Raw genomic sequence first — 22,212 nt, forward strand, 5'->3', positions numbered from 1 at the left:
TTACTCTTAGAGCCCATGATATGTTAGTCGAATAGTTAATACACCTCACCATGACTACCAATATCTACAAACACAGCCTTGTCATCTTCTGTAAAGTAGAACAATACCCTTTCATCGTAATCTACACTAAAACTCCAGAATTCCTTAAGCTTGCCGGATAGTTTATGTGTTTTCAATATCGGATTATAAGGATATATAGTAAACAGTTCCAATTTTTGCCAAAACTTTTCCTCTAAATCTGTGTTGCCTTGGATGCGCTTTTTGAAGGCGCGTTTGAAAGCCGAACTAAAACTAACTTCCACGATTATTCCTCTATCAGTTGTCTGAGCTCGTTAATATTAGAGGAAAACTTCAGTTCATCTTTTTGGTGTTCTACTTGCGCTAACTTGAAGTTGTTATATATCTGATCGCGGCGTTCTTCACGGATATATTGGTTCAACAACTGTTGAATTTCCTGCTTTTCATCCGTGGAAAGACCTTTGACTACTTCAACTACATCATTAAAAGTCATTGTTTGCAAGACCTCGTTTTAATTGTCTATGTTCATATTATAGTCCTGGAGGAAGAACCCAGGTTTCTTTGGTATTTATGCGTAATTCCTATATTAACTATTTTGCTCCAAAAATGCCGATCGCAACTCCGAACAATAACACCCCACCACCCACCAATACCATCGGCCCCGGCACTTCCCCAAACACCAAATAACCCAAACAACTAGCGCCCACAGGTTCAAACAAAATAGCCAGACTTACCAAAGTTGGCGATACCCGCATCACAGCCCAATTCAAAATCGTGTGGCCGACTAATTGAGGCAAGGCTGCTGTTAATAAAATGTAAAAATATACAATGTGCGGATAGCCAGTATAACTGGTTTTGAATACTAGGGGCAGAGGCAAAAGGACGATCGCAGCTACAGTATATGCGATCGCAATATAGCCACCGATTCCCAGTCCCCGCCGCTGGGCCTCCCTACCACAAAGCAAATACAGGCTGACAGCCCAGGAACCAGCCAGGGCAAGGAAGTTACCCAACATGATGCTGCTACCATCACCGCCGCCACCTGCACTACCTAGGGCGATCGCGATCGTCCCTCCCAGAGCCACTGCAATGCCCGCTACCGACAATTTACTGAGTTTTTCGCCAAACCAGAACCGAGACAACAGCGCTACCCAGACCGGATTTGTGGTGACTAAGGCGGTGGAGGCGGCGATGGAAGTATAAGAAAGTGAGGTAATCCACAGGGCAAAGTGCAGGGCGAGACACAAACCAGCAGCCGCCCCGTAGCGCCGAGCTCCCGGTTGCAGCGTATTCCACTGAATTTTTGACCAAGCTGGAAGCAGAATTAAGGCTGATAAAGTGAGGCGGGAGGCCGCGAGTACCAAGCTGAAACCGAGGCCACCACTGTTTGCTGAACTGTTCGCCAGTCTAATCAGGATTGAGGATGTTGAGAAGGCTAAAATGCCGATAATGATGATTGGGGCGATCGACCAATTTGGTATTGTTTTGGGCAGATTCATATCAATTCCCGTTGTACCGGAATGATTGTTGACTGTTGACTGTTAACAGTTAACAGTTAATACCAATTTAATGGGTCGTTGCATATATCTCGATCCCCCTAAATCCCCCACCCCCCCCTACCCCCCCCCAAGGGGGGAAAAAAGGGGAGAAGGGGGACTTTGATCGGAATCTTGTCCCCCCCCTTATTAAGGGGGGCTAGGGGGGATCAGATTCTATGCAGCTTCATAAAAAACTGGTATAACTGGTTTTTCCATGGGATATCGCAACTTAAATCAATGTCCTTGAGTGCGGCGAATTTCAGTAATTTGGTCGGCCACATCCAAAATTCCTTGTGGCATCGATGGGCCGGTAAAAATCAGATCCAAATGATGCGGCTTGCTATCAATTAATGCCAGCACTTCTGATTCGGGAATCAAACCCAAATTAACTGCTAAACTTAATTCATCCAGAATGATTAGGGCATAACGGCCTTCGCGGACAACTTCTTGAACGTATTGCCACAATTGGGCGATCGCACCTAGTTCTAGCTCATCTAAATCAGCATTATCAATGCAGCGTGGCAAATCGCACCGCACCCAATCTAAATTCTGCCCCAGCCGCATCGGATGCTGGTGTCCTTGATTAATTCCCCCTTTGAGGAACTGCACCGCTAGCACCGCAGTCCCCTGTCCTGCAATTCTGAGTGCTTGAGCCATCACAGTTGTAAAAAAGCAGCGGTGCGGGCCTGTAAAGACTTGCACCAGCCCTTCAACAGTGTAGGGCAAGCTGTGGGTTAAATTGAGGTTAGGAGTTTTTAGCTGGGCAACCATAGGGCAATAATCTAATCAACAACTAAGTCTTGAGGGCGGCTTCGACTTTGAGATGGAAGAAGCCTGCTTGACAATATATAGTGTACCTGGCCGATCGCAAATCGGATCGCACACTAGATATACCAGTTATCGAAAGCTAGCGACAGTGGCGATCGCAGCCATTTTGCGCCAGATATCTCCAGAACAGGTAAACTTTGAATGTCGCGGCGGTAGGAGCAGGGGACAGTGAGATTAGTAATTTTGGGAGGACCAGGAGCGGGCAAGGGAACTCAGGCACAACAACTGTGCAGCAATTTGAGCATTCCTTTACTGGCTGTGGGGGACATTCTGCGGGAGGCGATCGCAGAAGACACAGATTTGGGCAAGTTGGCCGTGTCTTATGTCGAAAGAGGGGAATTAGTTCCCGACGCGACGATGATTCAATTTGGTGTCAAATTAATCGTCAAATCCTGGATAAATCTCGTTTTTACCCCAGTCCTGATCCCCCTAAATCCCCCTTAAGAAGGGGGACTTTGATAAGATTCCTGTCCTGTCCCCCCCTTCTTAAGGGGGGCTAGGGGGGATCTAAGTTTAATAGTTAAACAGCAGTCTGTGACAGGGTTAGAAGTTAAGTTGACACCAATTCCCCATTCCCAATTCCCCATTCCCCATTCCCCATTCCCCATTCCCCATTCCCAATTACTTATGTCCATAAAACGTGCCGATGGCAGACAGCCAAATCAACTTCGTCCGATTAGTTTCGATCGCGAATTTACCAAATTTGCGAGTGGTTCAGTGCTCGCAAAAAGTGGTGATACTCAGGTACTGTGCAGTGTTACGATTAAGCCGGGAGTGCCGAGGTTTCTGGAGAATACCGGCAAAGGTTGGCTGACTGCGGAGTACCGAATGTTGCCGGGGGCTACGCCGCAGCGACAAGAGCGGGAGTTTATGAAGTTATCGGGGCGCACTCAAGAGATTCAGCGGTTGATTGGGCGGAGTTTGCGATCGTGCTTGGATATGCAGCTTTTGGGGGAACGGACGATTCTGGTGGATGCTGATGTGTTGCAAGCGGACGCGGGGACTCGCACGACTTCTATTAATGGCGCGTTTGTGGCTGTGGCTGATGCTTTGAATAAGTTGGTGCAAAAAGGTGATTTAGGGCGATCGCCCCTTGTGCGCCAAGTGGCGGCCGTCTCTGTGGGACTTTTGGAAAACGAGCTGTTTTTAGATTTGAATTATGTGGAAGATGTGGCGGCTGAAATTGATTGTAATGTGGTGATGAATGGGGATTTGAATATCATTGAAATTCAGGGAACTGCGGAAGAGGGAAGTTTTAGTCGGAGTCAGTTGAATCAAATTTTGGATGTGGCAGAAATCGGGATTCAGGAATTGTTGGAGGCTCAGCGGCAGGCTTTGGGTGAGTAATCAAATCTAATTCATGATATATTTAGTCGCGATTTTCCTGTAAATTTGCTTTTAGTTTTTGTACCTCTGTTAATAGTGGTAACTTGAGATCGAGACAAATCTTTTCGGCGCGATCGCAGTAATCTTGGAGGGTTTCTAAAGGAACTGTATTGATGAGTAAACTGGTTTTTGTTAATATCAACAATGACTCAGCCTCATAAGCACGAGTACCTATCTTATGAAAAATATTAAGACTTTGGTGAAAATACTCTAAAGACAAATCATGCTGTCCTAATTGCAGATAAGTCATGCCTATTTGATATAAAGCCCAGGCTTCATCGAATTTAACACCAATTTCCTTAGCTCTCTTAAACCGTTTGTCAAAATACTCAAGACTTCGTTGTAAATCTTCAAAAAATCTGTGGCTAATGCCAAAAGAAATAAATGAATCTGTACCACACTTTTTTCCAATATCTCCCTCTAAGCGGAGAGCTTCTCTTGCAAAACTTTTAGCTTTTTCAGTTTCACCCTTGTTAAAATATATATTAGATAAATAGACTTGAACTTCTTTAAGAGAGCTTATTCCTTTATATAAATCAGGAAGAGATGAATATTCTTGAATATATTTAAGTGCTGATTCATAGTCACCTAAAACATTGTAGAAAATAGCTAAATCCTTAAGGCTACTTGCTTCCCTTTCAATATAGCCAATTTGACGTGCTATTTTTAAAGCTTGCTTAAAGCTTGCTATACCTGAATAGTAATCTCCTAAATAATATTGGTTAACTCCTTGATATATCAAAACTTTACATTCTATTTTTCTTGCTGAAATTTCTCTCGCGATGACTAAGCTTTGTTTTAAATAGTCTAAAGATATTTGGAAGTCTCCTGTCTCTATGTAAACATCTCCTATCTCGCATAATGCTGCTGCTTCACCTTTGCGATATCTAATTTGACTCGCTGTAGACAAACTGACAGATAGATATTCAAGAGCAGCTTGATATTGACCTAAATAAATACAGGCTACTCCCAGGTATTGGAGAATATCTGCATGAACTTCTGGAGAGGTGACAAATTGTTTACCATCTCTCCAGTCAGGCGGGATTAGTTTGCTATATAAATCTTTCAAAAGCTGAAATAAAAATCCCAGACGCAGGAAATCATAGACTCCCAAAATTGCTGCTGTTACAGCATCCCAATCTTCAGCACAGCAGGCGTGATAGTGCGCTCTCAAAAGTGGTTTAATATCCTCAATTTCTTGCCATTCAGCTTCTGTTTTGAGGGGGATAGTGAGAAAATAGCGATAGGCTTGGCGATTAGCAAGTTGAGATTCTGAACTCGCAACTCTTCGATCGGGGTGTAGAAGGCGATGAGCTTTTTCTTGAATTAAGGGGTGCATTTGATAAGATTCCTGCCGATCGTCATAGTCCAATAATTGCCTGCGCCTAAGTCCTTGAATAATGCTCTCTTCTAACTCATACTCGCTGACTTCTGGCATTTGGGCTGCAATTCCGGCTGTGTCGAGTGGATATTCAGCAGTTTGATAAACAGAAATCCGACTCAAGCAAGTTCTTTCTAAGTCACTGAGACGAATAAAAACTTCATCAATGAGTCGATCGAGGGTATTAATCAATAGCCATTGACGATGGCGTAAAAATTTACCTACCTGTCCCTTAAATTTGGGTTCATCCCGAATCAAAGCTGAAACTACTTCCAAGGCTTTAGGATGTCCTTGATAGCGTTCCGCCAACAGTACCAATTCTGCTGAAGTAGTTGTCAAATTCAAACATTGCTGATGAGATTCCAGCAAGTTAACGGCATCCTCTTTTTCTAGTCCTTTGAGAGGGAGTTCTCTAACCGCGATCGCGGACAATTCTGCCAAACTTTCCCGACTGGTGAAAATTACTTTGCTTTGATGTTCCGTTTCGACAAGCTGGTTGAATAACCACTTATACTCAAGACAGTCATCGGCAAAATACCCCGTTTTTTTAGCTTGCCCTGTTTGCAAGACTGTTTCGACATTATCCAGTACAACTAGACAAGGTTTTTCCTTTAGTAATCTCACCAAAATTTCTGTTTTTTGGCGATCTTCATTTTGAGTAGTAGCCGCAGAAATTTCGCCATGAGAAAGAGTGAGCAATAAGGAATCAATAATGCTATCAAATCGAGGTGCTTTGCCCGTGGACGATCGCAATGTTTCCCAAGCAGCAGCGGTAAAAGGGGCGTTTTCCGCTTGTAGCTGGCGGATTAGCTGACTAGCGAGAGTTGTTTTGCCAATTCCCGCTAAGCCTACGAGACAGACGGCGGTGATGCTAATGGCTCTGGTTTGTGGATCGAGGATCTGGGATTTGAGGGTGTCGATTTCGCGCGATCTGCCTACCCAATTCCTCACAGGTGCGATTTTTTCAGGGAGTGCAAAACTTTTTTGTTGTTGAGCTTGACTGGGGTGAGCGATCGCGACTTTGTGTACAGAGTTAGCAGCAGGTATATCCTGTGCTTCTAGTAGTCCTGCTGGACTATCATCAAAAATATCTTGCCAGTTTGCATCTATAACTGTGCAAATTTTGACAAAATTTTCATAAGAAATTGGCTGTTTTTTCCAAAACCTCCTTAAAGTAGATTCTGAAGTATATGCCAACTCATACCAAGCTTTTTCTCTTCTTGACCAGCCTTTGATAATTCTCAGCCGCTCGATCTTTTTTAACCCATTGTCAGAAGCTCTGAGAGTCACAGCCATAAAGGATTTTATACTTAGCTTTTTTCTTTGTTCAGTTTTGGTTCACTTATCTAGTAGTCACATCACCAAATAATGACCTAAATGTCACCCGGAAAGCCTTTCTGACTGCCTCATCCTGGAATTAGGGAGACAGCAGTTAGCGCTAACTCGTTTGTTCCTGCTCAAAAATTTGACTAGGTGACACGACAATGAATGGTACAATCTTGATTTCCTCCTTATTCATGCTAATATCCGCGATCGCGCCTTCGACTTTGACCAATGTCAAAGTTGCGACGACCTCAACTCCCCCAAAAGCTACAATGAAGATGATGTTGAAGCATAGTGTAGCTCAAAACATTTGCATAGACAGGCATGGTAACACATATCACTGTCCTTAATTAATATATTTCCCACTCTTAAAAAGGGGGCAATGCCATATTTTTTGGCGATTGTGGGTGAATTAATCCCATAGCCTCGACGCCTAACCATCCAAGAAACCGGGTTTCTACCAGAATTTACGCATCCTCACCAGATTTTCCAAAGAAACCCGGTTTCTGAACCCCGCCCCCAATCCAAGAAACCCGGTTTCTACGAGAATTTACGCATCCTTACCAGATTTTCTCAAGAAACCCGGTTTCTGACTCCCTACGCGACTATAAATAAGCCAGCTTTCTGCGATCGCCCTGTAAATAGTAGAATTTACCCTAGTTTACTGCTTGTGCTATAATCAAGTAGAAATCTTTGTAATTACCAATTGCTAAGATAATGCAAGATAAAAAAATATCAATTTCCCTATCACAATCGCTACTACAGTTCATTGAAAGCTACAAAATTGCTAAAGGATGTAAATCGCCATCCCAAGTAATTGAATTAGCTCTGGAATTGTTGCGGAATCAAGAACTAGAATCTGCTTACCGACAAGCATCTAGTGAAGTAGACTCTGCTTGGGATCTAACAGTTGCCGATGGATTGACAGATGAAACGTGGTGAAATTTACTACGCTAATCTCAGTCCTACGGTTGGTTCTGAGATAGATAAACGCCGTCCCGTATTGGTGGTGAGCAATGACGCTAATAACCGTGCTGCCAATACAGTTACAATTCTACCAATTACCTCGAATGTAACCCGTATCTACCCTTTCAAGGTGTTGCTAAATCCAGAGGATAGCGGCTTATCCAAACCTTCTAAAGTTCAAGCACAGCAAGTAAGGACAATTTCTAAACAGCGAATTACCAGCGATGCAGTGGGAAGTTTGAATGAGGAAATCATGCAGTTAGTAAATGTGGCTCTCAAACTGCATTTAGATGTCGATTAATATCGTAATTAATATTACCCACCATCAGGACACGGCAGTGCCCATTGGTGTCAACTTAACGTCAAACCCTGTCACAGACTGCTGTTTAACTATTCAGATGAGATCCCCCCTAACCCCCCTTAAGAAGGGGGGGACAGGAATCTTCTCAAAGTCCCCCTTATTAAGGGGGATTTAGGGGGATCTAGACTATGGTAAAAGCCAGATTTCTCAAGAGTTTTAGTCTTAAGTTGACACCTATGGGCAGTGCCGTTTCCCTACAATTAATTGGGTAGGGAAACAGCATTGCCGTGTCCTCCGTTTATATCATTTCCCTATAACCAGAACAGCTTATCATTCCCCTAACTCAATCCGAGTCCTCACCCACTGCCTAAACCCTCGAATCATCGATGTTTCACCCACATCTTTTTGCGTTTCCACAAATCCCATAATCTCAGAGGGCGACAAAAAAGGAAAGTGAGGAGAAACCTCCCGCTCTACATATTCCTGACCTTCTAACTGATAGAATATTAAACGCGCACCGTCATAACGCCAGAGCTCTGGCACACCCAAACTCGCATACAATTCCATCCGGTTAATCGAACTGCTAGTGATGTCAATCTCGATTACTAAATCAGGTGGCGGATCTTGATTTAAGTTGATTTGGTTGAGGCTGCGGATATTTTCCTCATTCTCAATGTAGTAGCACTGATCAGGTTCTAATCCACGTTCTAAATCCTCGCGCCTGCAAGTCAGAGAACCCAGGCTGCGAATTTCTACATTCAATTCTTCCGTTACTGTTTCTACAAAACGTCCTAAGATTTGTTTGTTACCTTCATGCGGTGCTGATGGAGTCATAATTTCTAATGTTCCGCGATCGTAAGTCAAACGAATTCCCCGCTGTTCTGCTAGCTCATTTACCAGAGATTCGTAAGTCCGCCAACTAATATTTTTCAGCAAAACTCCAGAAGTTTGACTTTGAATGAAGGTGGCTGTCATGGCTACCTGCTTGCTTTTTAGCTTATTTATTACATCTTAGCAAAACTTGGTTTAATCTGAGATGTTGCACCCAGATAGATCGGGGGCTTTTTTGTGGGTGGGGGCGGGTTTATTTAACCTGTTTGCAGCCTTTAAGACTGTGGGTGAACCGCCAGCCTGTTCTTGAGTATCTTTTTAGGAGGTACATTAGACGAGAGCGTCTAGCCCTTTTTGACCTCGAACTCCCAGGCTAAGCCCACCCTCACCGCACTTGGTTAGCCAAAATTAGCTGAATGTGTAAGCCGATTGCATGGCCCACCAGATTAGAAAGCCGATGCCGCCAGCAATCACGATCGCTGAAAGGGCGATCGCGATGGGGCTATCAGCTCCCTTGAACTTCATGATTCCGCGATTTAAGTCTGACATAGCATTGTTCTCCCAAATTCCAGCTTGATTTTAGCCTTGCTATTGACTACTGGCTCCCAAAACCGCGCAATTACTGATTTAGTTAATATTCTGGCTGCTGAAATTTGAGGTGGCTAGGGGGTCTGCCGCCTCCATACTGGCTTTCTCAAAAAAAACTTATGAAAAAGACTTGACAAACTCAGGGAGTTAAGGCACTATGTTTAATACCGCAGGAAATGCGGTTCCGCAGCAAATGCGGGTGTAGCTCAGTGGTAGAGCGTCACCTTGCCAAGGTGAATGTCGCGCGTTCGAATCGCGTCACCCGCTTTTTAAAGTTTAAATAGAAAATCCCGATGTTACCAAAAACTTGGGTGGAAAGCTCATTCAGTGTAGAAGGGCTTTTTTTTGATAGCCACAATCACTAAAGCGATCGACCAAAAATTTGGCACAACTCAGGGAAGTTTGGGAAAAATAGAAATATTTGCTCAAAATATCTAAGTAAGTGGTAAAATTCAGTTGGGAACTTGTAACTGAAAATTGCCGATCGAACTAGGCTTAACAACAAAGAGTTGAAATCCTCGATCGACCAAAATTCAAAAGTTTGATGGAATTAATATCTTAACGATTGTTTTTGCACAAACTCTCTTGTTATCCGATAGCTCGTGTCATCTCAAAAAGCTCCAAAAATTGACTTAAATGGTGATTATCCCTGCCCTTGTCGGCGCCGGGGTCGTCTAGTGCCAATAATACTGACAGAGGCTTTTGGTTGCAACCGCTGTCAGCAAATATTTGTATTGGATGAAAGTGGCTACGTCATCGAGCAATTATCAACAAACTATCCTTACAAACAAACTTGGCGGTGGACAGGTCAACAATGGAACAGAGCTCATCGGGGTTTCAGAGAGCATTACTTGCCCTTAGCCCTGGGCATGATTTTGGTACTTCTAATGATTTGGTTGCCACTGGCGTTGTATTCCCCAGGGACGAATATAATTCTGTGGGCAATGGTTGCTGTGCTACTAGCAATGGTGCCGGCGCTGATGGTTTGGCTGGCTTACAGGCGTTAGCTAAATGATAATTGACGATTCTAAACCTTTATCCGATTCGGCAAATGTCGCCCGTTGTGCTTACCAAGCTTCTTTGGAGTTGGCGGGGACAAAAAGTACAGATCGCGCCGCTGCATTGCAGGCGATGGCACAGGCGCTGAAACTGCGCCAAAATGAAATTTTAGAAGCCAATACTCTGGATCTAGAAGCGAGTCGGGATATGGCAATTCCCGAATTGATTGTGGAGTGGCTGAAGTTGACACCCGAAAGAATTAAGACAACAGTCCAAATTCTTCAGAGACTGGGAGAAATGCCCGATCCCATCGGCCGAGTGATCAATGCTTCTTATCAGGTCGATCGATGTCAAGTATATTGTCAATCTCTGCCACTAGGGGCGATCGCCCTAATTTACGAGGCGTTTCCAGAGTTGGGGGCGATCGCGGCCGGTTTGTGTCTCAAAAGTGCTAACAGCTTGATTCTCAAAGGCGGTAGCGAAACCGGGAACACTAATGCAGTCATCGGGGAAGCTTTGCAGTCGGCAATAGATGAAGTCGGTTTGCCATCAGGATGTTTGCAGGTATTGCCGCCCAATGGAGGTGTCTCGATCCGGGACTTAGTGACTCAAGACCAATATCTAAACTTAATTATTCCCTACGGCAGACCGAGTTTGGTGCAACAAGTGGTAAGGCAGTGTACAGCACCTGTGTTGCGATCGGCAATGGGCAATTGTTACCTTTATTGGTCGCCTACGGGTAGTTTGGAGATGGCAAGGTGGATGATTTTGGACAGCCATCAAAGTGTGCCAGATCCGGTAAATGCGATCGAGAAAGTTTTGATCGATCGCCACCAAAAGCCTTCTTCCTTAGTCAGACTGTGGAACAGTTTAAAAGAAAAAGGCTTTCAGATTAGGGGAGACGCCGAACTCCTTGGAGATTTCCCAGACTTAAAGTTAGCCGAAATATCGGAGTGGAATCAACCCTATTTGAACAAAACCATAGCGTTTAAAGTTGTCGATAGTTTAGAAAGTGCGATCGGGTGGATCAACCGATACAGCAGCGGCCACGCCGACAGCATCGCCACCGAATCTTATCTAGAAAGTCGCCAATTTGCCCTGGATGTCAACAGTGCATCTACTTTTATTAATGCCTCGCCCCGGTTTTGGCGCTATCAAAATCGCGGAGATGCGATATTTTTGGGAATGTCAAATCAGAAAGGTTATCGTCGCGGATTAATCGGTTTGGATACGTTGACTACAATTAAAGAAATAGTTCAGGGTAACGGACAATTTTAATCTATTAGTTATTGGTTATGGGTTATTATAGCAATCCTAAATCATTTGTGAATTTCTTGCTCCCTCCCCTTAGTAAGGGGAGGGTTGGGGTGGGGTAAAAAACTTGCGACTCATTTAGGATTGCTATAGTTATTAGTTATATCGTTTCCGGCTGCATCGGAATGATTTAACCTTACTAGAACGCAGAGAACACAGAGGGAGATAAGAGAGATGAATAATTCCGATGTTACCGGATTTGATATTATTGGTTATTGCTTATTGGTTATTGGTTATTGGTTCAAGTTCGGATAACTGGTATCTTGAATTATTTTTAATAAACTGTTTAGCAACATGCTTTCAGATCCATTCCATAAAAACATTTATTGTTTGTGGAAGAGACCGGAAAGCCTGTTGCTGAAAATGCTGTAATATTTCAGATATAATTAAATTTAGAAAATTATTGAGTTCTATCCAAAAATACTCTTAGCGATCGCATGAAATCCGAAAAAATACTGAATACTCTCGACAATACTGCAACGCCGACTTTAGGCAAAGAAACCCTAATTCACCATTCAGTATACGTTAAAAAATTGCGTCCTCTTCTGCCATCAGAAGCCTTTGAACCCGATCGCAACAAATTAGTAATACTCTTACTCAACCTAGGAATTTTATTGCTAGGATGGGGAATTGCTAGTCATCTAGACCAATGGCCAGTCTATCTTTTATGGCTCTATCTACCTTTAGCCATAATCATGGGCAATAGTATCATAGTTTTGCTATTTAGCTCCCACGACCTCATGCACGGTAGCGTTCAAAAAAAGTCTTGGCTGACTTATCCCATCGCCTTTTTGGGATTAAGTATGCTATTCATGCCACCTACCCAGTGGAAAAATCTGCATAACCTCGTACACCACAACAACACAAATTCCCTAGCAGATCCCGATCGCAACTACCTGTACCAGCAGCCAGATACCTGGGGAAAATGGATTCAAAATCTGTTTGTACCGTCAGTAGAAGTCAATCCGCTGTGGTTGATTATCGGGATGGCTGGCTCATGGTTTGTACATAATTTCCGCAATGTCTCCTCGGTGTTGTTATTCAATGATAAATCAGTAGATTACGTACCCGCGGCCTTTACAGTTAGCCCTAAAGATAGATTGACAATCGCCCTTGAGTGCTTGGGAATCTTAGCAATTCATCTGAGCATCTTATTCTACCTAGAATTTAATCCCCTCAAAGTTGCTCTCGCCTACATTTTGCCGATCGCACTTGGTCATGCCGGCGCAATGTTTTACATCTACACCAATCATATGGGTTGTCGGATGACCAGCATCAATGACCCGCTGATTAATAGTGCTTCACTGCGAGTTCCTAAAATATTCGATGTACTGCACTTTAATTTTTCTTACCACACAGAACATCACATTTTTCCCAGCATCAACTCAGACTATTACCCGATGGTGCAAGAGTTGTTACAAATTCATTATCCCGGCCGCATGAATTTAATAGATGCTGGGGAAGCATGGCGGTTACTGATGGAAACCCCGCGACATTACAAAGATGAACTGACTTTTACTGATTCTTCAGGTGAAATGTCTGTAGATTGTGGTAAGTCTCAAGCAGATCAAGTTTAAAGAAATTAGGAAGGCTTAAGGGAGGAGACGGCAGTGCCCAAAGCGTGTCAACTTAAGCCTGAAACCCTTGAGAAATCTCGTTTATATCCGAGTCCAGATCCCCCTAAATCCCCACCCCCCCCTAGCCCCCCCCAAGGGGGGAAGGGGGACGAAAGAGAAGACTCCTGTCCCCCCCTTCTTAAGGGGGGCTAGGGGGGATCTGGGCCTAATCGTCAAACAACAGTCTCTGACAGGGTTTGACCTTAAGTTGACACGAAGAAGGGCAGTGCCGTGTCCCTACAACATTATTTTGGAGTAGGGAAACGGCATTGCCGTGTCCTCCGTTGCCCTAATCAATCGATAATTAGGTATGAGTCATTAAATATTGACCATTACCATTGTATTCCCCATCGCAACTGGCGAAATTAGCCACAAACCAAATCAAATAAAACCGCCAGATTCGGCGAAATTTGGCATAGTCAATGCCATAGTCTAAATCTTTGACTATCGCCTGAGAATCGTCAAAGTTTTTCAGCCAATTAGCAAAGGTGGTGGAGTAATTGAATCCATTCAAATACCATCTTTCAATGGTTTTGAGGTCGTTGTTGTAGCTGGGAACTGCATCGTATTTCCAGTAACGGCCGTGGGGGAAAATGTATTTGTGGGTGAAAACGCTGGATATATTGTTGGGGGTACGGACTGTGATGATGTGAATGAAAACTCGGCCGTTATCTTTCAGGAAAGAGGCGAGCTTTTGGAAAGCTTTCGTTAAATTACCGACATGACAAAAAACGCCGATCGACAAAATTTTATCAAACTTGGTCTCAAATTGGGCATCGTTCAAATCTCCTTCGTAGAGAGTGAATCGACCTGAGCTGAGGTAGCTTTCGGGATCTTGCATCTTCCGGCGCATATATTCGCATTGGTGGTGACTCAAGTTAATTCCCGTAAACTTGACATTGGGGAATTTGGAGAGGATGTAGTTGGGAACGCAGCCCCAACCGCAACCAAAGTCTAAAATATTGTCGCCATCTTTGATTTCTAGTTTCTCAATCACATCATCAATCATGTGGATCTGGGATTGTTCGAGGTTGGTGGCTCCTTTTTCCCATAATCCCATGCTGTATTTGGGATAGATGAGTTTCCCCTCGCCTAACATTGGATTCAGCATGGCTTGAGGCAAATCGTACTGAAGTTTCATTAAATCCCGCGGTCCTTCAGCAGTCCGATCTGTTTCTGTTAGTACCCATTCGTAGGGTGCAAGCAGGGACGGAAAATGCTTAAAAAAGACTGGCATACAGGTATCAAAAAGCGATCGCAAGACAGAATCGGGTACTTCTAATCCGTTGATGTAAGATTCTGCTACTGCCATTTGCACGGCGTTAACAGCACTGACTGCGACGCGGGTTGCTCGGTAGGCAAGGGGACTTTTGGTATGTACATTTCCCAGGATGGGGAGATGCTTTTCGATGTTTTGTAAGACTGTTGATGAGCTCATGTTTATACTGTTTTTAAAGATGGTGCTATTCTATCTCAAGAAAATCAACAGGTTTTTAGAGACACAAAAACTTAAACATCTTACTAAGTAAGGTTTACACTGCCAGAGCTTGCAAAAATATCAAGATTTATCACGAAGTAATCGGATTAGAGAACGAATTTATGAGGCTTTCAGGCAGAATTAAAATATTAAGAATAATGTAGTTTTTTCGGAGTGATGGATGAAAATGGGTCTCAGAGGATTGCTGGATGGGGGGGTTCTCGCGTCGTTGTGGCGATCAGCTCATACTTATAATTGAACAACATCAAGGGTTTCAGCTTTCCTGTTTCCGAAATTTAGTATCATTAGCTACATTTTTTCCAAAACATCCGAGAGAGGTTGATTAACAGACTAACTAAATAATTATCAAAACTTCCCTGGTGTCAGCCTTCGCCACACCCCTATCTCTAGCGGTAGCGGCCGGTGTTCCACGGGTAGAATCTGCTAAATCCCGTTCTATTTTGCCTGGTTTGGTCAAGAGATTGATGGGTGTGCTACGGCGCGATCCTATGAAATTAGGAAAATATTTTGCTAAAATTGGCAATAACCTCCACACAACCTGATTGGGTATGGTAAACTAGAAAGCACTTGTTGATGAGTCTTTCACGTTTGACTTTGGCTGGCTCTATCGAAAATCTCAACTTCCATCCACATCTGATTTAGGAGATATTTCATGTCGATTTACGTAGGTAATCTTGCTTATCAAGTTACCCAAGAAGACCTCAATACCGTATTTGCAGAGTACGGAACCGTTAAAAGAGTTCAGTTACCGACAGACCGCGAAACTGGCAAAATGCGCGGTTTCGCCTTTGTGGAAATGGGAACTGAGGCAGAAGAAACAGCCGCAATCGAAGCGCTTGATGGCGCTGAGTGGATGGGCCGCGATCTGAAAGTTAACAAAGCCAAGCCCCGCGAAGATCGTGGACCTGGCGGTGGCGGTCGCTCCGGCGGTGGCTTCAATCGTCGTTACTAATCCTAGGCTGAGTCACAGGATTGGCGATCGCTCTAAGTAGCCAGAGATACATAAACTTTCAAAACTGAACGAAGTCAGCCAATCTCAAACTCAACGGTTGCTTTCTTCGGCCATAGCGAGTCTCGCGATGATAATTTTATGTTTAATTGTGTCTATTAACTGAGTTGCAATAGCTATTAGTTTATTGACTGGCGATCGTCCTTTGTTCACAGACCGAACCTACAGCGATAAACGCAGAGAACCATAAATTCATCTGCGTTTATTTTCGTTTATCTAAAACCTGTAGTAACAAACTTCTTGGCTATGTCGTCAAATACGAATTCAGACTACGAATGGTTACTACAACGAGCGATCGCGATCGCCGTCAAAGCTCATGAAGGGCAGGTTGATAAGGCAGGCAATTCCTATATAGATCATCCGCTATTTGTGATGAAAAATGTCAATTCTGTAGAGGAGAAAATCGTAGGGGTTCTCCACGATGCGGTGGAAGATTCCGAACTGACACTTGACGAACTCAGAAGCGAAGGTTTTCCTGAATTTATAGTAAACGCGATCGGCGCCATTACCAAAATAGAAGGAGAACCTTACGCAGCTTATTTAGAGCGGGTGATGGCCAACCCGATCGCCTTGCGAGTCAAAATCGCCGATGTTACTCACAACCTCGATATTCGTCGCATTTCCAATCCGACAGAGGCAGATTTTCAACGCATTGCCAAATACAAAAAAGTCCTCAGTCAGTTACGCGGGGCTTTAAAGTCTTATTGAAAACGTTCAAATTCAACCGCAGATATCCACCTTCATCGTGGCACAGGCCCGAAAGCCTGTGCGATATCTCCGACCAAAAAAATCAAATCCTAAGCCATCACCATCCCCCCATCCACATTAAACACCTGCCCCGTAATATAAGCAGCAGCCGCATCCGCCGCCAAAAACTTCACCATCCCCGCAACTTCCTCAACTTCCCCATATCTCCCCAGGGGAATGTACTTCAAAATCTCATCAGATTTAACATCCTTAGTCATATCTGTAGTGATAAAACCCGGTGCCACCGCATTCACAGTAATCCCGCGACTAGACAACTCCTTCGCCACAGTTTTAGTAAACCCAATTACCCCAGCCTTCGCCGCACTGTAATTAGCTTGTCCCGGATTGCCCATTTGTCCAGCCACCGAAGCAATATTAATAATTCGGCCGCTGCGCTGTTTCAGCATGATTTTACTCGCAGCTTTCGTACACAAAAATACACCTGTTAGATTCAAATCAATCACAGCTTGCCAATCTTCTAACTTCATCCGCAACAGTAAAGTATCGCGCGTAATTCCAGCATTGTTCACCAAAATGTCAATCCGTCCCCATTTTTCCATGACATTACTGGTGAGTGCATCTACTTGGTCAGTTTTCGAGACATCTGCTGCAAGGGCGATAGCTTCGCCACCAGCAGCGACTATTTCGGCTACCACTGCATCCGCAGCAGCACTGGAACTGGCATAGTTGACCGCGACTTTAGCACCCTCTGCGGCTAGGTTTAAAGCAACGGCGCGGCCGATTCCCCGCGATGCACCGGTCACGACAGCAACTTTACCCTGCAATCTCTGAAATGTCTCTGGTAATAATTCCATAATTCTATCCTCGCAATCTACCAGAGAATTTTGCACTAAAATCGAGCCAGAACCAAAAAAAATATTTTGTCCTATGGCAGTTCAAAAACAGTTCAGCAGTTTTGAGGAGTTACTATCGAGCTCCGATTTGCCGGTGTTGGTAGATTTTTATGCTACTTGGTGTGGCCCTTGTCAGATGATGGCACCGATTTTGGAACAAGTCAGCGGTCAGATGAAGGACAAGTTGATGGTGGTCAAGATTGACACGGATAAGTACGAACAGTTGGCTTCGCAGTATCACATTTATGCTTTGCCGACTTTGGTGTTGTTCAAAAATGGCGCTGAGGTCGATCGCATTGAGGGAGTGATGCAAGCCGCGCAATTGATCGATCGAGTGCAACCTTTCTTGTAGGTTCGCACTCAGGACTTTAGTCCTCTTTTGGAAGGACTGAAGTCCTGACTACAAAGGAGGGAGTTAGGTTAGTAGTAAGGACTTGAGTCCTCTTTGGGAATGACTGAAGTCCTGACTACAAACTAATTCTTATCTCCTGAAAACACCAAGCCACGCAATTATTAATTTAGCAATTCTCGGTAGAGTCCAGCATTCTGAATTGAATTTGCTCATCGTTACGGGCGGAATTTTGCCCGACATCCCAATATTTCTATTGTCAACTTACCGCGTTTTTGGTTTGGTTAACTCTTATGTGGGTAAAGGATTGTTGATTTTGGTGAATGGTTTTTACTTAATTGGATATATGTCTTTTTACGTTCGTTCTTATAGGACTGACGCATCTACCAAAGAAACCGGGTTTTTTACCGAATCTGGTGGTTGCAACCAAATATTATCGCCCAAAAACACGGTTTCTGACTACTCGTGCGTCCAGGACTGTTTCTCTTACTGGTGAATTATTTAGAAGGTTGAGAAGGTGCGGGACTTATAATTAACAATTGATCGCCGGATTGACTTTGTTGAATGGCCATCACTGGCGGACGAGCTTGAGGGTCTTTTTGCTCTTCTTTTGTTAAAGCCGGAAACAGATAAATCCAGTTTCCTCTCTCCAAAAGTAACCGCCAAACTCTAGGTTCTTTGGACTTCTCTAACAACTGTTCGGGGGTAAGTTTATTGCCTTCCTGTTGCTGGAGTTTTTGGAATTTTTCTTTGGATATTCGGGTATGATTGTAGTCGGTGTTACTCAAGTCTGTAAACAAACCCAAATCGCCGATCGCCTTAAATCCTTTGCCACTGGATCGAAGTGTGTCATCATCGAGTTTTCTGCCTAAAGCAATGTTGTCTTGCTTGGCGATTAAAGCAACTGCTGGTAAAGATGAATTTTCCCCGGCATCCCGTCGGGCATCGGCAATGCCTTGGTGGTAAGCTGACCAGAATAAGACTAGCAATACCCAACCGACGATGATAATTTCGTCAACGAGCGATCGCAATAATTTGATCGAGTTATATCTATTGACATTGAATCGCTGCCAAGACTTCAGGAATCGATGAAGCAACGATAATCCTCTTGTACCAGCAGACAAGCGCCACAGTCTATTTATCCGATAAATTTTAGTAGCAATTGTCTTATTGATACTGTTAACCAGCCATAAAGTATGATAAATTGCCAGGGATGTCAGCAGAAAGGCGATCGCACTTTTGACAATTGTCCAGCCATCACCTAAAAACACCTGAAGCGGTACTATGAAAAACGATTCTACTGGTAAATCGAGGGTAATTACATTTAGCTGAAAGCAGTAAAAATAAGACCAGCGATAAATCCAGCCCGTGAAAAACAAAGCGGCACCGAATAAGCCAACAACGCTGGCAAAGTTGCCTAAAATATTCGATTCGGGAGTAGGTTGGGGAGAAGCGGTCACGGAATCACCTTCAAGGGATGTGAAGTATAATTGTATAATGGTATTGGGGTTAACGCTTCGCCTTGAAGGGGGTTTAGGGGACTATGAAATACAAAACACTTTCTTTTCTAGTTGTAGCACTTTTTACGGTGACAGCGGGTATGGCTGCACAGGTTAATGCGGCCAGTCAGGAAGTCCAGAAACAGAATTTGCGATCGGTACAAGCACAGGCCAGCGGTAGTCAGGCGATACCCGTAGCGTTGCCGACGGATGCGGAGATTCTGATCAAAGGGGGGGATAAAAGAGATGGTTTAGTTTTGCAGATTGATGAGAAAGCGCAAAAATTGTGGATACAGGGAAAGCGGGGAAAGCTATCGCTTCCCTTGAGTCAAATTGAGAAAATCGTGTTTCCCAAAAGTGCGGTGGTTTATATAGATTCTCGTAAAGGGCCAGTTTTTCGGGGCGAGCTCCCGCCAGCTACTAACAATCAAGCCAGATGGAATGGCATTCCCATCAGTGCTTTTGAGCTGAAAGATGCTGTTAAAGGTCAAGCTGTGGTGAATTTGGGGCCGCCTGTCGTGAATCGGGCGCAATTGCGGGGGATTTTGGTAGTCGCGAAAAGCAGGCAATTTGTTGTCGATGAAATGCAGTTTGATGTGCAGAAAAAGACGATAACAATTGCAGCGACTCCCTATTGAGTATTGGTGTCAACTTAAGACTCAAATCCCTGAGAAATCTCGTTTTTACTCTAAGTCTAGATCCCCCTAAATCCCCCTTAAGAAGGGGGACTTTGAGAATACTCTTGTCCCCCCCTTCTTAAGGGGGGCTAGGGGGGATCTAGATTTAATGGTCAAACAGCAGTCTCTGGCTGGGTTTGACCTTAAGTTGACACCAATGGGCATTGCCGTGCTATCCGTTGCTTTTGCTAAAAGCTCGATCGCTTCAAAACCGCTTATACTAGAATTAAAATCCCAACTCTCTTTACTAAAACCGATGGAAACCATCAATCTTAAAGAAGAAGTCCGCAGCTTAATCGATAAATTACCTGAAAACTTTACTTGGTCAGACCTGATATCTGCAATTTATCTCAGGCAAGCTATTAAATCCGAACCTATCCAAGTTAAAGGCATAAAACAAGGTAAAAACATCCAACTGTCAGAAGATTTTAACATTCCTGACGGCTCCGAAGTTCTGATGGAAGTCCGGGAAGTTTCGCCAGTCAACCATGAGGAGAAGCTGAAAAGAATGAAAGAGTTTTTGGCAGCTTTGTCCGATGAAGATAGAGAGGAATGGAAAAAAATTGGAGAATTTCTAGAGAGCGATCGCAGAACCAATATAAAATCATCGGTGATGCCTCCTAAAAAGCGCCGTGCGCCGTTGTTTGGTTGCGATCGCGAGGTGATTACCATATCTGATAATTTTGATGAGCCATTAGAAGATTTTCAGGATTATATGTAATGAGACTTTTGTTAGATACTCATACCTTAATTTGGTTTTTTGCAGGCGATTCTCAACTCAGTGCTGTTGCACGGATTTTAATTGAGGATGAAGATAATAATAAACTGGTCAGTATAGCAAGTATCTGGGAGATGGCAATTAAGGAAAGTAAAGGACTTCTGAATTTGAGTGTGCCTTTTGAGGAGTATATCGGGCAAAAACTCAGTTTGGAAGACTTTAATCTCCTGAATATCAATTTAGATCATCTGAATGCGATCGTGACCATGCCTTTTCATCATAAAGATCCGTTCGATCGCTTGCTCATTGCACAAGCAATGGTGGAAGGGATACCTATATTAAGTAAAGATTCTGCGTTTGATGCCTATTCTATTAATCGAATTTGGTGAATTATAAAAAAGATGAAAAGAATTATTAGCAGTGTTTTGGTTTTGGGTGTGTGTCTGACTCCTCTGACTGTGCCAGTGATGGTTCAACCTAGTTGGGGGCAAAGTCGAGATTCACAAGCCGAACAAATAATTGAACAAATAAAGGGACTTATACAGCAAGCAAGGCAAGAGCAACAGCAAGGAAAATTAGGTGAAGCAATAAAAACATGGCAACAGGTTCTAGTTATTACGCGACAATTGAAAATTAGAGAACTTGAAGCCTTAGCACTCACAAGCATTGGTTCTAATTACAACAGCATCTCCCAAGCGCAAGAAGCATTGAAATACTATAACCAAGCTTTACCTATTTGGCGGGAAGTGGGCAATCGCTCTGGGGAAGTAACTACTTTGAATAATATTGGTTTAGTTTACGAAAGGATCTCCCAACCGCAAGAAGCATTGAAATACTATAACCAAGCTTTACCAATTAGACGAGAAGTGGGCGATCGCTCTGGAGAAGCTACTACTTTGTATAATATTGGTGGAGTATACAATAGGATATCCCAACCGCAAGAAGCATTGAAATACTATAACCAAGCTTTACCAATTATCCGGGAAGTAAAAGATCGCGCAGGGGAAGCTGCTACTTTGAATAATATTGGTTTCGCCTACGACAGCATCTCCCAACCGCAAGAAGCATTAAAATACTATAATCAAGCTTTGCCAATTATGCGGTCAGTGGGCGATCGCTCTGGTGAAGCTGCTACTTTGAGTAATATCGGTGCAGTCTACATCAGTATTTCCCAACCGCAAGAAGCATTAAAATACTTTAACCAAGCTTTACCAATTAGGCGAGAAGTGGGCGATCGCGCTGGTGAAGCTGCTACTTTGAATAATATTGGTACATTATACAACAGGATTTCCCAACCGCAAGAAGCATTGAAATACTTTAACCAAGCTTTACCAATTATCCGGGAAGTAAAAGATCGCTCTGGAGAAGCTACTACTTTAAATAATATCGGTGGAGTTTACAGTAGCATCTCTCAACCACAAGAAGCATTGAAATACTATAATCAAGCTTTACCAATTAGGCGAGAAGTGGGCGATCGCTCTGGGGAAGCTACTACTTTGAATAATATTGGTGGAGTCTACGACACCATCTCTCAACCACAAGAAGCATTGAAATACTATAATCAAGCTTTACCAATTATGCGAGAAGTGGGCGATCGCTCTGGGGAAGCTAATACTTTGAGTAATTTTGGTGGAGTCTACAGTAGCATCTCTCAACCACAAGAAGCATTGAAATACTATAATCAAGCTTTACCAATTAGGCGAGAAGTGGGCGATCGCTCTGGGGAAGCTACTACTTTGAATAATATTGGTGGAGTCTACGACACCATCTCT

At 43.6% G+C, this 22,212-nt stretch carries 25 protein-coding genes and 1 tRNA gene; 16 read left to right on the forward strand and 10 right to left on the reverse strand.

Annotated elements, in window-relative coordinates; translation table 11 throughout:
• Positions 1-35: 35 nt before the first annotated feature.
• The 4 genes from ACBR23_RS03715 to ACBR23_RS03730 all read right to left on the reverse strand — a co-directional run bounded on the left by ACBR23_RS03715 (position 36) and on the right by ACBR23_RS03730 (position 2,327).
• A complete protein-coding gene (locus ACBR23_RS03715) occupies positions 36-302 on the reverse strand; it encodes a type II toxin-antitoxin system YafQ family toxin (protein WP_371115568.1) in 267 nt (88 codons plus the stop codon).
• A 2-nt stretch (positions 303-304) separates the two neighbouring features.
• Positions 305-511 (reverse strand): hypothetical protein, encoded by a 207-nt coding sequence (locus tag ACBR23_RS03720; protein WP_340519329.1) that lies wholly within the window; start codon positions 509-511, stop codon positions 305-307.
• Positions 512-608: 97 nt separating this feature from the next.
• Complete coding sequence (locus ACBR23_RS03725) at positions 609-1,517, reverse strand: DMT family transporter (protein ID WP_371115569.1); 909 nt, start codon at positions 1,515-1,517, stop codon at positions 609-611.
• A gap of 273 nt (positions 1,518-1,790) precedes the next feature.
• On the reverse strand, positions 1,791-2,327 hold the full coding sequence (locus ACBR23_RS03730; RefSeq protein ID WP_371115570.1) for a P-loop NTPase family protein: 537 nt from the start codon (positions 2,325-2,327) through the stop codon (positions 1,791-1,793).
• A gap of 225 nt (positions 2,328-2,552) precedes the next feature.
• On the opposite strand from ACBR23_RS03730, the gene ACBR23_RS03735 reads away from it, so the two are divergent.
• Together ACBR23_RS03735 and rph are read left to right on the forward strand one after the other, a co-directional pair.
• Positions 2,553-2,828: an adenylate kinase family protein gene (locus tag ACBR23_RS03735; protein WP_371115571.1), complete on the forward strand. Its 276-nt coding sequence runs from the start codon at positions 2,553-2,555 to the stop codon at positions 2,826-2,828.
• Positions 2,829-3,011: 183 nt separating this feature from the next.
• Complete coding sequence (gene rph, locus ACBR23_RS03740) at positions 3,012-3,731, forward strand: ribonuclease PH (protein WP_371115572.1); 720 nt, start codon at positions 3,012-3,014, stop codon at positions 3,729-3,731.
• Between the two features lie 22 nt (positions 3,732-3,753).
• Here rph and ACBR23_RS03745 read toward each other — a convergent pair whose 3' ends face one another.
• Positions 3,754-6,447, reverse strand: a complete 2,694-nt coding sequence (locus ACBR23_RS03745) for a tetratricopeptide repeat protein (protein WP_371115573.1) — start codon at positions 6,445-6,447, stop codon at positions 3,754-3,756.
• 744 nt (positions 6,448-7,191) lie between these two features.
• Between ACBR23_RS03745 and ACBR23_RS03750 the strand changes: the two genes are divergently transcribed.
• A complete protein-coding gene (locus ACBR23_RS03750; RefSeq protein ID WP_371115574.1) occupies positions 7,192-7,416 on the forward strand; it encodes a CopG family transcriptional regulator in 225 nt (74 codons plus the stop codon).
• The gene (locus ACBR23_RS03755; RefSeq protein ID WP_371115575.1) at positions 7,403-7,741 is read left to right on the forward strand and encodes a type II toxin-antitoxin system PemK/MazF family toxin; all 339 of its coding nucleotides are present in this window, start codon (positions 7,403-7,405) and stop codon (positions 7,739-7,741) included. The genes ACBR23_RS03750 and ACBR23_RS03755 overlap by 14 nt, the downstream gene beginning before the upstream one ends.
• A gap of 330 nt (positions 7,742-8,071) precedes the next feature.
• On the opposite strand, the gene ACBR23_RS03760 is transcribed toward ACBR23_RS03755, so the two are convergent.
• Positions 8,072-8,716, reverse strand: coding sequence for a Uma2 family endonuclease (locus tag ACBR23_RS03760; protein ID WP_371115576.1), 645 nt, complete (start codon positions 8,714-8,716; stop codon positions 8,072-8,074).
• A 264-nt stretch (positions 8,717-8,980) separates the two neighbouring features.
• Positions 8,981-9,121, reverse strand: coding sequence for a hypothetical protein (locus ACBR23_RS03765; RefSeq protein ID WP_340519337.1), 141 nt, complete (start codon positions 9,119-9,121; stop codon positions 8,981-8,983).
• A 234-nt stretch (positions 9,122-9,355) separates the two neighbouring features.
• Between ACBR23_RS03765 and ACBR23_RS03770 the strand changes: the two genes are divergently transcribed.
• The 4 genes from ACBR23_RS03770 to ACBR23_RS03785 all read left to right on the forward strand — a co-directional run bounded on the left by ACBR23_RS03770 (position 9,356) and on the right by ACBR23_RS03785 (position 13,050).
• Positions 9,356-9,427, forward strand: a tRNA-Gly gene (locus ACBR23_RS03770).
• 335 nt (positions 9,428-9,762) lie between these two features.
• Positions 9,763-10,167 (forward strand): hypothetical protein, encoded by a 405-nt coding sequence (locus ACBR23_RS03775; RefSeq protein WP_371115577.1) that lies wholly within the window; start codon positions 9,763-9,765, stop codon positions 10,165-10,167.
• A gap of 4 nt (positions 10,168-10,171) precedes the next feature.
• Positions 10,172-11,437 carry a glutamate-5-semialdehyde dehydrogenase gene (locus tag ACBR23_RS03780; RefSeq protein WP_341738477.1) on the forward strand — a complete coding sequence of 422 codons (1,266 nt, stop codon included), beginning with the start codon at positions 10,172-10,174 and terminating at the stop codon, positions 11,435-11,437.
• A gap of 473 nt (positions 11,438-11,910) precedes the next feature.
• Positions 11,911-13,050 carry a fatty acid desaturase gene (locus ACBR23_RS03785; protein ID WP_371118496.1) on the forward strand — a complete coding sequence of 380 codons (1,140 nt, stop codon included), beginning with the start codon at positions 11,911-11,913 and terminating at the stop codon, positions 13,048-13,050.
• A gap of 343 nt (positions 13,051-13,393) precedes the next feature.
• On the opposite strand, the gene ACBR23_RS03790 is transcribed toward ACBR23_RS03785, so the two are convergent.
• Complete coding sequence (locus tag ACBR23_RS03790; protein WP_371115579.1) at positions 13,394-14,527, reverse strand: cyclopropane-fatty-acyl-phospholipid synthase family protein; 1,134 nt, start codon at positions 14,525-14,527, stop codon at positions 13,394-13,396.
• Between the two features lie 419 nt (positions 14,528-14,946).
• Between ACBR23_RS03790 and ACBR23_RS03795 the strand changes: the two genes are divergently transcribed.
• From ACBR23_RS03795 to ACBR23_RS03805, 3 genes are all read left to right on the forward strand, one after another.
• The gene (locus ACBR23_RS03795) at positions 14,947-15,129 is read left to right on the forward strand and encodes a hypothetical protein (protein ID WP_371115580.1); all 183 of its coding nucleotides are present in this window, start codon (positions 14,947-14,949) and stop codon (positions 15,127-15,129) included.
• A 110-nt stretch (positions 15,130-15,239) separates the two neighbouring features.
• Positions 15,240-15,539, forward strand: a complete 300-nt coding sequence (locus ACBR23_RS03800; protein WP_341738481.1) for an RNA-binding protein — start codon at positions 15,240-15,242, stop codon at positions 15,537-15,539.
• A gap of 303 nt (positions 15,540-15,842) precedes the next feature.
• Positions 15,843-16,304, forward strand: a complete 462-nt coding sequence (locus ACBR23_RS03805; protein WP_371115581.1) for a GTP pyrophosphokinase — start codon at positions 15,843-15,845, stop codon at positions 16,302-16,304.
• An 89-nt stretch (positions 16,305-16,393) separates the two neighbouring features.
• On the opposite strand, the gene fabG is transcribed toward ACBR23_RS03805, so the two are convergent.
• Positions 16,394-17,158, reverse strand: a complete 765-nt coding sequence (gene fabG / locus ACBR23_RS03810) for a 3-oxoacyl-[acyl-carrier-protein] reductase (protein WP_371118497.1) — start codon at positions 17,156-17,158, stop codon at positions 16,394-16,396.
• Positions 17,159-17,231: 73 nt separating this feature from the next.
• Here fabG and trxA point away from each other — a divergent pair, with 73 nt between their 5' ends.
• Entirely contained in the window at positions 17,232-17,549 is a 318-nt protein-coding gene (gene trxA, locus ACBR23_RS03815; RefSeq protein WP_371115583.1) for a thioredoxin, read from the forward strand.
• Positions 17,550-18,043: 494 nt separating this feature from the next.
• Here the strand turns inward: trxA and ACBR23_RS03820 are convergent, their stop codons facing one another.
• Positions 18,044-19,006 carry a hypothetical protein gene (locus ACBR23_RS03820; RefSeq protein WP_371118498.1) on the reverse strand — a complete coding sequence of 321 codons (963 nt, stop codon included), beginning with the start codon at positions 19,004-19,006 and terminating at the stop codon, positions 18,044-18,046.
• 83 nt (positions 19,007-19,089) lie between these two features.
• On the opposite strand from ACBR23_RS03820, the gene ACBR23_RS03825 reads away from it, so the two are divergent.
• The 4 genes from ACBR23_RS03825 to ACBR23_RS03840 all read left to right on the forward strand — a co-directional run.
• The gene (locus tag ACBR23_RS03825; protein ID WP_371118499.1) at positions 19,090-19,683 is read left to right on the forward strand and encodes a hypothetical protein; all 594 of its coding nucleotides are present in this window, start codon (positions 19,090-19,092) and stop codon (positions 19,681-19,683) included.
• Positions 19,684-19,831: 148 nt separating this feature from the next.
• Positions 19,832-20,443 carry a hypothetical protein gene (locus ACBR23_RS03830; RefSeq protein ID WP_371118500.1) on the forward strand — a complete coding sequence of 204 codons (612 nt, stop codon included), beginning with the start codon at positions 19,832-19,834 and terminating at the stop codon, positions 20,441-20,443.
• Positions 20,443-20,829 carry a type II toxin-antitoxin system VapC family toxin gene (locus ACBR23_RS03835; RefSeq protein WP_371118501.1) on the forward strand — a complete coding sequence of 129 codons (387 nt, stop codon included), beginning with the start codon at positions 20,443-20,445 and terminating at the stop codon, positions 20,827-20,829. The genes ACBR23_RS03830 and ACBR23_RS03835 overlap by 1 nt, the downstream gene beginning before the upstream one ends.
• A 12-nt stretch (positions 20,830-20,841) precedes the next feature.
• Positions 20,842-22,212: tetratricopeptide repeat protein (locus tag ACBR23_RS03840; protein WP_371118502.1), on the forward strand; the 1,371-nt coding region annotated here is incomplete at its 3' end.

The sequence above is a fragment of the Microcoleus sp. genome (genome assembly GCF_041354475.1).
In the GTDB taxonomy this organism is placed as follows: Bacteria; Cyanobacteriota; Cyanobacteriia; order Cyanobacteriales; family Microcoleaceae; genus Microcoleus.